We start from the raw sequence: 12,813 nt of genomic DNA, 5'->3' as shown, positions 1-12,813 counted from the left end.
CCTCCTCTTCCTAATAAAAAACCAGGAGAGAATCCTCGTCTCTCCTGGCATCTGCCTTATACTTCGGTGATTGTAATTTCCGGTGCGCCAAATTTAGTTTTGGCACCGTGCATGACCGGCCCGACGTATTCATTTAATCTCCAACCATGGGCGATGGCGGCTGTGACGAATTCTTTCGCTTCCACTACCGCTTCTTTCACGTCCATGCCATTTGCCAGGTTGGCCGTGATGGAAGCGGCGAATGTGCAACCCGCTCCGTGATTGTAGTGCGTGTCCGTTTTTTCGGCTTCCAGCAATGTGAAGGTCTTTCCGTCGTAGAACAAGTCGGCCGCTTTGTCATGCTGCAGCTGTTTGCCGCCTTTGATGACGACGTTGCGTGGTCCAAGGGAATGAAGTTTTTCCGCGACTGTTTTCATTTGCTCGATTGTCGAAGGGGTTTTCATTCCCGCTAGTTGTCCGGCTTCGAACAAGTTGGGCGTGATGATTTCCGCTTTCGGCAGCAAGTAGGTCACCATGGCATCGACTGTGCCAGGGTTCAGCACCTCGTCTTCCCCTTTGCACACCATGACCGGATCGATGACGACGTGGTCTAGTCCCGATTCCGCGATCGCTTCGCCCGCCGTTTGGATGACTTCCTCCGTGCTCAACATCCCCGTTTTGATGGCGTCGATCCCGGTCGACAGGGCGGTTTTAATTTGCGCCTTCAATATGTCGACGGGTAGGGAGTACACATTATGGCTCCAGTTATTGTCCGGATCCATCGTCACGACGACGGTCAATGCCGTCATGCCATATGTTCCGTGCTCTTGGAATGTTTTTAAATCGGCCTGGATCCCTGCGCCGCCCGATGTATCAGAACCCGCGATGGTCAATGTCTTTTTCAGCTTCATGTTGGATAACCCCTTCTGCTTGTAATGAATTCCCCCTAATCTTAATCAATTTATAGGCAAATTACAATTGTCGGACTTTGTCTAATAGTTGTAGGGTAGGAAACTTTCCGCTAGTCTAAATCGTAGAAGATAGTGTCGAAATACGAGAGTAGGAGGGATGATATGGCGGAAGATAAAAAATTGAATGAGATTGAAAAACTATTGCAGGAAGTCCGAGCCTCACAGAAAGAATCGGCCGTTACAGTAGAGGAAACAGGTTATCGAAAACGAATCCCTTTTTGGAAAGTCGGAAAACTATTCTTTTCCGTGTGGCGAAAATCCTTTATTACGATAGGACTCCTCATCCTGCTCCTGCTTTTGGCATTGCCATTTATCACGTTTTACTTCCTGCAACAAGGGTCGACGGCTACTGAGGAAAAAGGCGTCTTCCTGGAAAGGATCCAAGAACTTCAACAGCTCACTACGGCTGAAGTATATACGAAGGTAATCATTGAGCGGCAAGACAATCAGCTATTCGGTCAAAGCATCGGCTTGAATGTACCGGGGACAAAGCGTCAATTATTAGTCATTATTCCGGGGGCCGTTAAAGCGGGAGTGGATCTATCGGGTTTGACGGAGAAAGATATAGTGGTAAATGAAGAGAAGAAGACAATTACACTCGCGATCCCACCCGCCACATTCCTAGGCGGCGCGGAACTCTTTTTCGATCAGGTCGAAGTGTATTCCTACGAGGGAGTCTTCCGGGAAAAACCGGATATCAGAGAAGCGTACGAGCTTGCGGCGGAGGCGAAGAAGCTGATTGTCGAGGAGGCCAGCGGGCAAGGCATCTTGCAGACAGCGCAGCGACAAGCGGAACAAACGTTGAAGGACATGTTTTCATTCACCGGCTACGATGTGACAATTGAGTTCAAGGAGTGATCGCGTGATGGAGAAGAAAATATTCGGCAATGACTGGGATGACGTGTTGGAACATGAATTCCAGAAACCGTATTACCAGGAACTCAGGGAATTTTTGAAAGTGGAATATAGTAAGGAAACCGTATATCCAGCCATGGATGATATGTGGACGGCGTTTAAATTAACCCCATTTGAAAAGGTGAAAGTCGTTATTTTAGGACAAGATCCATACCATGGCCCGGGGCAGGCGCATGGGTTGAGTTTCTCCGTCCAACCGGGCGTTCCGGTGCCGCCGAGTTTGCGGAACATGTTCAAAGAACTTTCAACGGATATCGGTTGTGAGATTCCGGAAACCGGCACATTGACGGGATGGGCACGACAAGGCGTCCTCCTGCTTAACACGGTGCTGACCGTGCGGGAAGGGAAGGCCCACTCCCATCGGGGACAAGGCTGGGAACAGTTTACGGACGAAGTGATCCGTCAATTGTCCGTGCGGGAAGAGCCGGTTGTATTCATTCTCTGGGGACGTCCGGCGCAACAAAAGAAAAAACTGATCGACACCACCCGGAACGCCGTCATTGAATCGGTGCACCCGAGTCCGCTCAGCGCCAGCCGCGGATTCTTCGGCAGCCGTCCTTACTCCGGAACAAACCAGATCTTGGAGTCTTGGAGTAAGGAACCGATCGACTGGTGCCAAGTTAATAGCGTTGAATAAAAGGGGAATGGCACTCGAAAGCTCGCTTCGCCCATAGTTTTGTGCAAGCTCATAACTCCGCGCAGGCGCTTATAATTCGGCATGGGCGCTCATAACTTGGCGCAGTCGCTCATAATTCCGCACGGGCGCCCATAACTCTGCGTAGGCGCTTATAACTCCACGCAAGCGCTCATAATTCCGCGCATTCGCTCATAACTCTGCACGGGCGCTTATACTACGCGCGGTCGCTCATAACTCCATGCCAACGCCCATAACCTCGCCCTTTCCCCCATATATTCCAATCGCCTCTCCGGTTGATTATATAATAGACGTGTCTTGCAAAAACAAGGGATGGAAAGCTATAGTAGATTTGAAAAGAGGGGATGCGAATGGCTGTAAATTGCTTTCGATGCCAATACTTCTTCGTGACATGGGAGCCGAAACACCCGAGGGGATGCAAGGCATATGGATTCAAAACGAGGGAGCTGCCGTCCGTCGTCGTCAAGCGATCCTCTGGCATGGAGTGTATGAAATTCGAACCGAAAAAGGTGGAGGGAAGACGATGATTTCACAAAAACAAATTTTAACCGAGATGGAACGACAACTGCAGATGGCGAAACGGGCGGGCGATGAGCGGACTGTCCGGGAATCGTTAGCCGCCATCCGTTCCCTTTGTGAGGTCGTGCTAGGCGGAGAAGGAAGTCGCGAGGAAAAAGTGAGTTCCCCGGTTATGCCGGTTGCTTCAGTTGAAGGGAAACTGTTGGAGGAAGACGATGCTAATGGAGGCTCTATTTTTGATTTCTAACGGTCACAACATCTAGTTTGAGCATAAATGTATGAACTTGACGGCTGTTCGGTCGCATAACGGATGTTTAATCGCCCGAATCGGAACAATCCCTCGCTGTTCGGTCGCATAACGGATGTCTAATTGCCCGAATCGGATCAGTCCTTCGCTGTTCGGTCGCATAACGGATGTTTAATCGCCCGAATCGGATCAGTCCTTCGCTGTTCGGTCGCATAACGGATGTTTAAAATATTCATAGCAAAGTGACGAATATCCAGACCAAATTGACGAATATCATGAAATCGTCAACTTTCCCTGTATAAAAATCAGATAAAATAGAAAGTACCACTTGAAGAAAGAAGGAAATGCTATGCCATTTTTCATTATCGCAGGTGCGGTCAATGCCGCGCTTGCTGTTGCACTCGGTGCATTTGGTGCGCACGCGTTGAAAGAGCGGTTGTCGGAAAGGTATTTGGCCATTTGGGAAACGGCGGTCCAATACCAGATGTTCCATGCCATCGGGCTGTTGGTCATTGGAATTTTAATGAGCACTTCATTATTTGGGCCATCGACTTCGCTGTCATGGGCTGGGTATCTCATTTTGGCTGGAATTATCATTTTCTCGGGAAGCTTGTATGCTCTCAGTTTATCGGGAATCGGTGTACTCGGCGCCATCACTCCGATTGGCGGCGTCGCCTTTATCCTCGGCTGGATCATGCTCATAATCACGGCAGTCAAATTTGGAAGATAAGACAAGGGGGTTCCCACTCCCTTGTCTTTTTTATCCACTAAATTGTAAAATGTCTGGATGCCGTTTTTCTCCCACTTTGTATACACTAAAGAGAGAAGGAGGCGTTCCCATGGTTCTGACGCTCACACGCTACAAGCAATGGATTTTCGGCACTTTGCTCGCTTTTACCTTAGCCAGTAATTTCCTCATCTATCGATTACCTGCTGTCATACCGGCACCTGCTTACTCACGGGGCGTCGTATTCGGCTCACTTCTTGATCTGGCAATTATCGCGCCGCTGCTTATCTTGGCAATGACCCGTAAGAAAGGGTTTACCGTGAAGCGGTTCATCACCTTCATGGTCGTCGGTTTGGTGGTCGCCCGATTTATTATTCCTGCATCGTACTTTGAACCATTCCAATTTGTCCCCTATGCCGCCATCGGTTTGGAAGGCGTCATCCTGCTCGCGGAAATCGGGCTAATTGTCCTGCTGGCAAAACATATGCCGACCATCCTGCGGGAAATCAAAACCGGTTCGGTCAGCGGCTTGTTCGCGTTCCCGGCAATGGTAAAAGAAAAAGTTTCCAGCCACCCATTAATCTCCATTATTATTGCCGAATCGTTGATGTTCTATTATGCCATCGCTTCTTGGAAACAAGCCCCACCCTTGGAGGAGTCGAAGTTCTATCTTCATCGTAAAACGAGCCTGATTGCTTTTTACATCATGTTGATCCATGCCATTGTCATCGAGACGGTAGGGCTGCATTGGTTCTTCCACGATAAATCGGTCATCCTCTCTATTGTGCTAATCCTTTTAAATGTCTACACGGTCCTGTATTTCATTGCCGAAATACAAGCGATCCGCCTCAATCCGATCGAATTGGGGGAGGATAAAATGCGGGTTTCCCTCGGACTGGGCAAGCGGATGGAAATTCCGTATAAGGCGATAGCCGATATCATATCGGGGGAGTCCGCCAATTCATACAAATTGGAAGAAAAAGGGCTAATACAATTCGTTGCAAAGGATTTTGAAGAGTCGAAACCCCAATTCGTCCTGCATTTCAACCGGCCACTCCAGGCAACGCTGTTTATGGGGATTGAAAAACAATATACAAGTGCGGCGATTCGGGTGGATGAACCGGAACGTTTCATCCGCGCTCTAGAAGGAAAAATGGGAAATTAAAAAAACTTCCGTACGCCCGATCCGGGGTACGGAAGTTTTTTATGGTTGTTGATTGAAATAGCGCATCTCTTCATCGAACTCTGCATAATCGAAATAAATCATGGGCATGAGAAAGCGATGTCCGGTTCCCGATTCGCTTAAAATGACATGGTCGCGTCCAGCTGCTTCCACCATGCCGCGGATCGCCTTCGTATTTTTCCCTGCTTCCACCGCATGTTCGAATGAAAAGTGGAAAGTGCCGATTTTCCCACGATTCAAACGCAAAATATTTTCGATATACGATTCCTCACGTCCTCCTAGGGGGGTAGGCGGCCTCCCGCTCGGAATCGTCACTTGCGGTGGCACGATATGTTGATTTTGGTAGGCGGGGTTCCAGTAATATTGAACCAATTCATCATCCTTTCTGTTGGGTAATCAATTTTGCCACGGCAATTCGATGCCCTTTGCATGAACCATCCGCTTGCGGAACTTCCGGTTGAATGAAATTACACATTTGGGCAATCTTGTTCAGCCCGTATGCTGCCACGGCAAAATTCCCTTGCCATTACCTTATGTCCGTCATCCCTTAAACATGCAATTGAAAATTGAAATTAAAAAAACCACATGCAGTCACTCTGCATGTGGCAACACTTCATCAGATTTTGAAGAATTCCGCTTTTTTATCGCCATCTAAAATGGTGCCGACAAAGAAGGAACCGAATACACCGTAACGAGCACTTACTTCGTCGAAGCGCATTTCATAGATAAGCTTCTTGAATTGGAGGACGTCATCCGAGAAGAGTGTGACACCCCACTCATAGTCATCAAAACCGACAGAGCCGGAAATAATCTGTTTCACTTTCCCTGCATAGCTGCGGCCGATCAAGCCATGGCTGCGCATCAATTCTTTCCGTTTCTCCATATCGAGCATATACCAGTTGTCATCGCCTTCCCGCTTTTTATCCATCGGATAGAAGCAGATGTACTGATTGCGCGGCAATTCCGGATAGAGACGCCCGCGGATGTACGGGTTCTGATATGGATCTTCGTCGGATTCGCCCGCAAGGTAGTTCGATAATTCGACAACGGACACGTAAGAATAGGTCGGAATCGTGTAATCAGCAATTGTCAGTTTATTGAACTCAGCCTCGAGCTCTTGTAATTCGTCCATTGTCGGACGCAATGTCATCAGCATAAAATCCGCTTTTTGACCGACAACTGTATAGAAGGCATGGCTTCCGGTTTTATTATCGTCCGCTTGTTGCAGTTTGTCCAAGTAGGCGAGGAACTCATCGACCGCTGCTTGGCGTTCCTCTTTTGAAATAGATTTCCAAGAGGCCCAGTCCATGGAGCGCAAGTCGTGTAATACATACCATCCATCGAGTGTGATAGCTGCTTCGTTCAAAACTATTCAGTCTCCTTCACGATATATTTACTTCTAAATCAAGTGTAGCATAAACTGCGCGGGAAGGTCTTTCCATAGCGCCGTTGTCATGAATTTGCCATGGATGTATCGCTTTTATCACCTGCCCGCTTCGTGTATGCTTAGGATATTGAATTTTCGTAAAGAGGTGTTGACAATGGATCTATTTGACGCAATACGGAAAAAATTGACCGGGGCTAAGAAGACGATCGTTCTGCCGGAAGGATGGGATGTCCGGATTGTGACGGCTGCAGCCAGGCTCCAAGCGGAAGGTTATGTAACTCCACTATTGCTCGGCAAAGAGGAGGAAGTGAAGTCGGCGGCTTCCCAAGCAGGAGTGGACATCACGGGCATTTCGATTGTCGACCCGGAGAAAGCCCCTTATTTGGACGACCTCGTGGAACAGTTTGTGGATAGAAGAGGAGGGCGCTCATCCGCGGAAGAGGCCCGAGAATTATTGAAAGACGTCAATTATTTCGGCACCATGCTCGTCTATACAAACCGGGCGGATGGCCTCGTCAGCGGTGCGGCCCATTCAACGGCGGACACTGTGCGTCCGGCGCTCCAAATTATCAAAACGCGGCCCGGGGTTTCACGGACGAGCGGTGCTTTCATCATGATGAAAGGGACGGAGCGGCTCGTGTTTGCGGATTGTGCAATTACGGTGTCACCAACCGCAGAGGAACTCGCCCAAATAGCGATTGAGAGTGCAAAAACAGCGAAGTCGTTCGGAGTGGAGCCGCGTGTCGCTATGCTATCCTTCTCCACCAAAGGCTCCGCGGTAACAGTGGAAACGAAAAAAGTGGCGAAAGCCGTACAAATCGCCCAGATGCTGGAACCCGATTTGCCACTCGATGGGGAATTTCAGTTTGATGCTGCGTATATTCCCGAAGTCGCTTCTAAAAAAGCGCCGGATTCAATCATTCAAGGGGATGCCAATGTCTTTGTGTTCCCGACGCTCGAAGCGGGGAACATTGGCTATAAATTGACTGAACGCTTAGGTGGTTATGAAGCAATCGGCCCGGTTTTGCAAGGCCTGAATGCACCGGTCAATGATCTGTCGCGCGGTTGTTCGGCGGACGATGTGTACAAAGTATCCTTGTTGACGGCAGCACAAAGTGTATCATCTTAACTTGTATGGTCTTAATTTGAAATCAGGAGAAGTTTGAAATGGCACAGTCGTTATTACACATACCACAATGGCGGTTCTTCGATGAATCGATGTCGGCCCGGAATCGTTCCGCCTTGGAATCTTTCGCGGCAGATGACACCCTTTGCCATCTCGTTGGCCAGCAATTGAGCGTACCGGCGGTCAGGACGTGGGTTCACGAAAACACGATTGTTTTAGGTATTCAGGATCACCGTCTCCCCCATGTGGGAGACGCCATCCGAATGCTGGAAGAGAGAGGTTACCGGGTCATCGTACGAAATTCCGGCGGTTTGGCGGTCGTACTGGATGGTGGCGTATTAAATATTTCCATCGTCTTATCGGAGCGCGAAGGGGCCATCGATATCCCTGCCGGCTACGAAACGATGCTGGAATTTGTCCGTCTTCTATTCCCGGAAGTGGGGAATCGGATCGAGGCCTATGAAATCGTCGGTTCCTATTGCCCCGGCTCCTACGACCTCAGCATCGGCGGCCGGAAATTTGCGGGTATTTCCCAGCGCCGGCTCCGCTCAGGCATCGCCGTCCAAGTTTATCTTTGCGTCGAGGGCAGCGGGTCGGCCCGTGCGGAAATCATCAGGGACGTCTATGACATCGGATTGCAAGGGGAATCGACCAAGTTCCGTTACCCGTCCATTCAGCCGGAAGTAATGGCATCATTGGAGGAATTACTCGGCATTCCGCTGACCGTGGCTGACGTCATGATCCGTGTGCAAACTGTCCTGAATGGATTGACCGATCGCGTCACATTCAGCGGCTTCCAAGCGGACGAAATGGAACTATACGCGTCTTACCTCAACCGCGTCGTCGAACGGAATCAGAAGATGTTGGTTTAAATCAAATACAGCTCCCTTTGTGATAGGGGGCTGTGTTTTTGCATAGTAAAGGTGCTAAGTGCTTTGTGATCTCTGAAAACCTCACAACGTATCCATCAAACTTCATAATGTCTCGACGGAACTCCTCAACGTTCGAGTCCATCCTCACAACGTTTAGTGAACCTCACAATGTTTCATTCCAGCTTGCAAACGTTTTAATAAAACCTCACAACATCATCGTTGAACTACACAACGATTTCCAAAAATTTCCCAACACTATACCCCAGCCACCAACACCCATCCCGATTTAAACGAAAAAAACCACCGATCAATGGTTAGTCGGTGGTTCTTTTGTGATTAAATTGCCGTTGGGCTCCATTTTGAAAACGGGGGCGGTCCGTTCGGCATCGTCTTCGAGTGTAACGAGGCGCCGTGCGCGATTCATGATCTGGACGAACTGATCGTAGTCATCTCGCAAGGTTTTGTTTTCATGACGAAGTTTCTCAATCTCTTTTTCGAGTTCTTCCATTTTTTCTGTTGCGATTTTCGCAGTTTGTTTCCAACGCAATGATTCGTTATCGCCTGCACCTGAATGATGCATTCTGACGAGATAGGCAATGACGGTATCCAGGGATAGGGCTGACAGCGGAACCGACGTTTTTTGCTCATCCTCTCCGCCTTGCGAAGGATTATACAATTGCTGGCCGCGCCGCTTGAAGTCTTTACCGAGAACGCGCATCGCCTGTTTCCGCTCTTTTTTCGCTTCAGCCAGTTCCTTCTCATAATCGCGTCGGACTACCGCGTTCCATCGGAAACCGCAAGCTGCCGCCGTCCGGTTCAGAGCGTCCCCGACCTCTTCGAATGCGCTCAATTGCGTACTACCTTCGCGGACATGCCGCAACACCGTCTCTGCCAATAAAACATCATTTTCTTCTACCCAAGCATCCTGTCTAACTTTCACCATTTCCGTGCCTCCTGCCATGTTCATAGTCTTTTTCTATCGTCAGTTTGGACAGAGTTCACGTGTTTTATTCATACAGTCTCCGTCAGTCTATTAAATTTTTTAAATGAGATTCCGGAATGATTCTTTTTCCATCTTCCTCCCTTCGCTCATTTTGTCTATACTAGAGGGAATGACTTTGACGGAGGGGCGAGCGGCGATGGCATATGAACATGAAAAGTTGTTGGAAGAAAAAGTGTTTAAAGATCCGGTACATCGCTATATTCACGTACGGGACAAAGTGATCTGGGATGTCATCGGGACCCGGGAATTCCAGCGGTTGCGACGAATCCGGCAACTCGGTACGACGTATCTCGTATTCCACGGCGCTGAGCATAGCCGCTTCCAGCATTCTCTCGGTGTGTATGAAATCGTTCGGCGAATTTTGGATGATGGTTTTGTCCATCGTCCGGAATGGAACCAGGAAGAGCGCCTTGTGACGTTATGCGCCGCTCTGCTGCACGATCTGGGTCACGGTCCGTTTTCGCACGCATTTGAAAAAGTGTTCCACTTGGATCATGAACAATTTACACAAGGTATTTTATTGGGAGACACTGAGGTGAATGAAGTGCTCCGCAGAGTAGGCGATGATTTTCCGCAAAAAGTGGCGGATGTCATTGGCAAGACGTATCCGGATAAGCTGGTCGTCAGTCTCATTTCGAGCCAAATTGACGCGGACCGAATGGATTATTTGCAGCGGGATGCCTATTATACAGGGGTGTCGTACGGCCATTTTGACATGGAGCGCATTTTGCGTGTCATGCGTCCGACCGAGGAGCAGGCCGTTGTCAAATATAGCGGCATGCACGCGGTGGAGGACTATATCATGAGCCGCTATCAAATGTACTGGCAAGTGTATTTCCACCCAGTGTCCCGCAGTGCTGAAGTGATTTTAATGAAAATATTGCATCGGGCGAAACAACTTCATGGAAAAGGGTATATGTTCAAGCAAGAGCCGGTTCACTTCCGTTCTTTCTTCGATCGGACGTTTAATTTGGAGGATTATATTTCGCTGGATGAGAGCGTGTTATTGACTTATTTCCAAATCTGGACGAAAGAGGACGATCCGATTTTATCGGATCTCTGCTATCGTTTTATTAACCGGAGACTATTCCAATATGTCGAGTTTGACCCGGCGACAGAGTATCGGAAGATTGGAGAGTTGGAACAGTTATTCAGAGAAGCTGCTATCGACCCCGATTATTATTTGATTGCCGACTCTTCCTCGGATCTGCCCTACGACTTTTACCGGCCGGGCGAGGAAAATGAACGTCTGCCAATCTATTTGCAAATGCGGAATGGGGAATTACGGGAACTATCCCGTTCCTCCGATATTGTGGATTCCATTTCGGGGAAACGTCGGACAGACCATAAACTCTATTTTCCGGAAGATGTCTTGCTAAAAGGGAAAAATGAGAATCCTATCTATGAGCGGATATTACATATGTTGAAAAAATGAGGGAGGGGTATGACCTTGTTACAGGAACATGCCAAAATTGCGCAATTCATTTCAATCGCAAATGAAGTGAATGGACGGAAAAAGTTGCAAAAGATGGTTTATATCGCAAAAAAGATGAATTTTCCATTCGCGGAAAAATACGAATTACATATGTACGGTCCGTACTCGGAAGAATTGACGCTTCGCGTGGAGGAGCTTTGCGAAATGGGGTTCTTGGCGGAACAATGCACGGACAAGGGATCGTACGTCCGCTACAGCTATCATGTGACAGAAGAGGGGGGGCGCTTTCTGGAGACGGCTGGGGAGCCGCCTGAGTTGCTCGGTGCCTGTATTGAACGGCTGAATGAAAAAAGTTCCCGCTTTCTGGAACTGGTATCTACATTACTCTATTTTGACCATCTGGACCGGGAAGAGCAAGTGGCCAAAGTCCATATCGTTAAAAACAAGCTGAATTTCTCAGATGAGGAAATGACCAACGCATTTGATTTTATTGCCGAACTGCAGCAATCCACGGTAAATTAAGAGAGACCGGCTTCCGGGGAGTATCCCGGGTAAGTCGGTCTCTCATTTTTTTACTGATCGCTCAAGCGATTTCCAGCGACGGCATAATGGCTTTTTGGCATTTCTTCAATAAAGACGACAACGGCTTCCGCAGGTGCACCCGTTGTTTCGACGACCACTTCCGTCACTTTTTCGCATAGCGCCCGTTTTTGTTCTTCTGAGCGGCCTTCGAGCATTTTCACAGTTACGTATGGCATTCGACTTCCCCCTTTCCCCGGAAATCCGGTATAGTGTATATACTATCAGATTTGGAGGGGACGAATACATGGCAAACGAAGAAAAGCCGAAGCAGAAAATAGGGTTCACCATTATAAAAGATGATCCAATCGATGGCCATCGAGGATTCGGAGTCGGTGCGTTATCCTTGGAAAATGTGTCGCCCGTCATAATCGACGTAGAAGAAGGGACCGCCAGCATCGAAATCGGCGCCATGCACGCACGAAGCGATCTGGAGCGGGGCATCAAATTTACGACGGATCGGGCGGATTCTGAAGGTGGCAAACCGTATTGGCTCGTTTGGGTCACTATTGACTTTAAAGAGGACGGGCCGTATTATGCCGGGATGACGGCGTGTGAAATGATCGTCAACCGCGAGAAGCGCCGCGGCTTTAAAATATTGGCCGATCATGTGAATAAAATGGACAAATCCATGAAGCGGCATATTATCGTCGATCATATGGACGATGACTCCAAAAAAGTACTGGCCGACTTTTTAGCCACTCATAATAAAGAGATGTGGGAGCGGAGTGAGCCAAAGCTGCATGTTGACTTGGGCGTAGATTCGCCTGGATTATGAACGATATGTGACAAATTCCGCATACTTCCCGTTCCGAGGTTGAATGTCGCCGGGAAAGGAAGTACACTAAAACTACAGCTTGCCATTGTAAGCTAGGACAGCCGGAATAGTGCATTTCTGACGTATGCCGTATCAAACAAACCCAAGCACGATACGACACGGCAGGACGCCTTGCCCGGTAAAAAAGCTTTCCCCCGTTTAGAGAGGAAAGCTTTTTTGATTTGGAATAAGTCAGTGGGCACCGCCCGTATCCTCCGCGGCCCGCACATAACTTCGGTTCCGCGCTCATAAGTCGGTGGCACCGCTGATATCCTCCACGGCCCGCCCATATTTTCGGTTCCGCGCCCATAATTCGGGGGCGCCGCTCATATTCTCCGCGGAACGCCCATAACCTTGGTTCAGCGCTCATATTTCGGGAGAACCGCTGATATCCTTCA

At 48.8% G+C, this 12,813-nt stretch carries 17 protein-coding genes; 11 read left to right on the top strand and 6 right to left on the bottom strand.

What is annotated here, in order from left to right:
* Positions 1-56 precede the first annotated feature (56 nt).
* Positions 57-890: a bifunctional hydroxymethylpyrimidine kinase/phosphomethylpyrimidine kinase gene (gene thiD, locus AB1K83_RS09915; protein ID WP_413058032.1), complete on the bottom strand. Its 834-nt coding sequence runs from the start codon at positions 888-890 to the stop codon at positions 57-59.
* Between the two features lie 162 nt (positions 891-1,052).
* Between thiD and AB1K83_RS09910 the strand changes: the two genes are divergently transcribed.
* The 6 genes from AB1K83_RS09910 to AB1K83_RS09885 all read left to right on the top strand — a co-directional run bounded on the left by AB1K83_RS09910 (position 1,053) and on the right by AB1K83_RS09885 (position 5,178).
* Complete coding sequence (locus tag AB1K83_RS09910) at positions 1,053-1,808, top strand: DUF4230 domain-containing protein (protein WP_413058031.1); 756 nt, start codon at positions 1,053-1,055, stop codon at positions 1,806-1,808.
* A 7-nt stretch (positions 1,809-1,815) separates the two neighbouring features.
* Positions 1,816-2,502, top strand: a complete 687-nt coding sequence (locus tag AB1K83_RS09905; RefSeq protein ID WP_413058030.1) for a uracil-DNA glycosylase — start codon at positions 1,816-1,818, stop codon at positions 2,500-2,502.
* Positions 2,503-2,870: 368 nt separating this feature from the next.
* Positions 2,871-3,047, top strand: a complete 177-nt coding sequence (locus AB1K83_RS09900) for a uracil-DNA glycosylase (protein ID WP_413058029.1) — start codon at positions 2,871-2,873, stop codon at positions 3,045-3,047.
* Entirely contained in the window at positions 3,044-3,286 is a 243-nt protein-coding gene (locus AB1K83_RS09895; RefSeq protein ID WP_413058028.1) for a YwdI family protein, read from the top strand. The genes AB1K83_RS09900 and AB1K83_RS09895 overlap by 4 nt, the downstream gene beginning before the upstream one ends.
* Positions 3,287-3,635: 349 nt before the next feature.
* The gene (locus AB1K83_RS09890) at positions 3,636-4,016 is read left to right on the top strand and encodes a DUF423 domain-containing protein (RefSeq protein ID WP_413058027.1); all 381 of its coding nucleotides are present in this window, start codon (positions 3,636-3,638) and stop codon (positions 4,014-4,016) included.
* Between the two features lie 109 nt (positions 4,017-4,125).
* Positions 4,126-5,178 (top strand): beta-carotene 15,15'-monooxygenase, encoded by a 1,053-nt coding sequence (locus tag AB1K83_RS09885; RefSeq protein ID WP_413058026.1) that lies wholly within the window; start codon positions 4,126-4,128, stop codon positions 5,176-5,178.
* A gap of 39 nt (positions 5,179-5,217) precedes the next feature.
* Here AB1K83_RS09885 and gerQ read toward each other — a convergent pair whose 3' ends face one another.
* The 3 genes from gerQ to hemQ form a co-directional block, all read right to left on the bottom strand.
* Complete coding sequence (gene gerQ, locus AB1K83_RS09880; protein ID WP_413058025.1) at positions 5,218-5,568, bottom strand: spore coat protein GerQ; 351 nt, start codon at positions 5,566-5,568, stop codon at positions 5,218-5,220.
* Between the two features lie 4 nt (positions 5,569-5,572).
* Positions 5,573-5,704, bottom strand: a complete 132-nt coding sequence (locus tag AB1K83_RS09875) for a hypothetical protein (protein ID WP_413058024.1) — start codon at positions 5,702-5,704, stop codon at positions 5,573-5,575.
* Between the two features lie 108 nt (positions 5,705-5,812).
* Positions 5,813-6,562 (bottom strand): hydrogen peroxide-dependent heme synthase, encoded by a 750-nt coding sequence (hemQ, locus tag AB1K83_RS09870; RefSeq protein WP_413058023.1) that lies wholly within the window; start codon positions 6,560-6,562, stop codon positions 5,813-5,815.
* 169 nt (positions 6,563-6,731) lie between these two features.
* Here hemQ and pta point away from each other — a divergent pair, with 169 nt between their 5' ends.
* Positions 6,732-7,712 carry a phosphate acetyltransferase gene (pta, locus tag AB1K83_RS09865; protein WP_413058129.1) on the top strand — a complete coding sequence of 327 codons (981 nt, stop codon included), beginning with the start codon at positions 6,732-6,734 and terminating at the stop codon, positions 7,710-7,712.
* A gap of 38 nt (positions 7,713-7,750) precedes the next feature.
* A complete protein-coding gene (locus AB1K83_RS09860) occupies positions 7,751-8,581 on the top strand; it encodes a biotin/lipoate A/B protein ligase family protein (protein ID WP_413058022.1) in 831 nt (276 codons plus the stop codon).
* A 307-nt stretch (positions 8,582-8,888) separates the two neighbouring features.
* Here AB1K83_RS09860 and AB1K83_RS09855 read toward each other — a convergent pair whose 3' ends face one another.
* Positions 8,889-9,524, bottom strand: coding sequence for an RsfA family transcriptional regulator (locus AB1K83_RS09855; protein WP_413058021.1), 636 nt, complete (start codon positions 9,522-9,524; stop codon positions 8,889-8,891).
* Between the two features lie 196 nt (positions 9,525-9,720).
* On the opposite strand from AB1K83_RS09855, the gene AB1K83_RS09850 reads away from it, so the two are divergent.
* Together AB1K83_RS09850 and AB1K83_RS09845 are read left to right on the top strand one after the other, a co-directional pair.
* Positions 9,721-11,019 (top strand): HD domain-containing protein, encoded by a 1,299-nt coding sequence (locus tag AB1K83_RS09850; protein WP_413058020.1) that lies wholly within the window; start codon positions 9,721-9,723, stop codon positions 11,017-11,019.
* 15 nt (positions 11,020-11,034) lie between these two features.
* Entirely contained in the window at positions 11,035-11,541 is a 507-nt protein-coding gene (locus AB1K83_RS09845) for a YwgA family protein (protein ID WP_413058019.1), read from the top strand.
* Positions 11,542-11,591: 50 nt separating this feature from the next.
* On the opposite strand, the gene AB1K83_RS09840 is transcribed toward AB1K83_RS09845, so the two are convergent.
* Positions 11,592-11,777: a 2-hydroxymuconate tautomerase gene (locus AB1K83_RS09840; RefSeq protein WP_413058018.1), complete on the bottom strand. Its 186-nt coding sequence runs from the start codon at positions 11,775-11,777 to the stop codon at positions 11,592-11,594.
* 68 nt (positions 11,778-11,845) lie between these two features.
* On the opposite strand from AB1K83_RS09840, the gene AB1K83_RS09835 reads away from it, so the two are divergent.
* Positions 11,846-12,376 carry a YwhD family protein gene (locus AB1K83_RS09835; RefSeq protein WP_413058017.1) on the top strand — a complete coding sequence of 177 codons (531 nt, stop codon included), beginning with the start codon at positions 11,846-11,848 and terminating at the stop codon, positions 12,374-12,376.
* Positions 12,377-12,813: the final 437 nt, after the last annotated feature.

The organism is Sporosarcina sp. 179-K 3D1 HS, from assembly GCF_047228905.1.
Classification (GTDB): domain Bacteria; phylum Bacillota; class Bacilli; order Bacillales_A; family Planococcaceae; genus Sporosarcina.
Note: the sequence above shows the minus strand (reverse complement) of the source record. Positions and strands in the feature narration are given on the sequence as shown.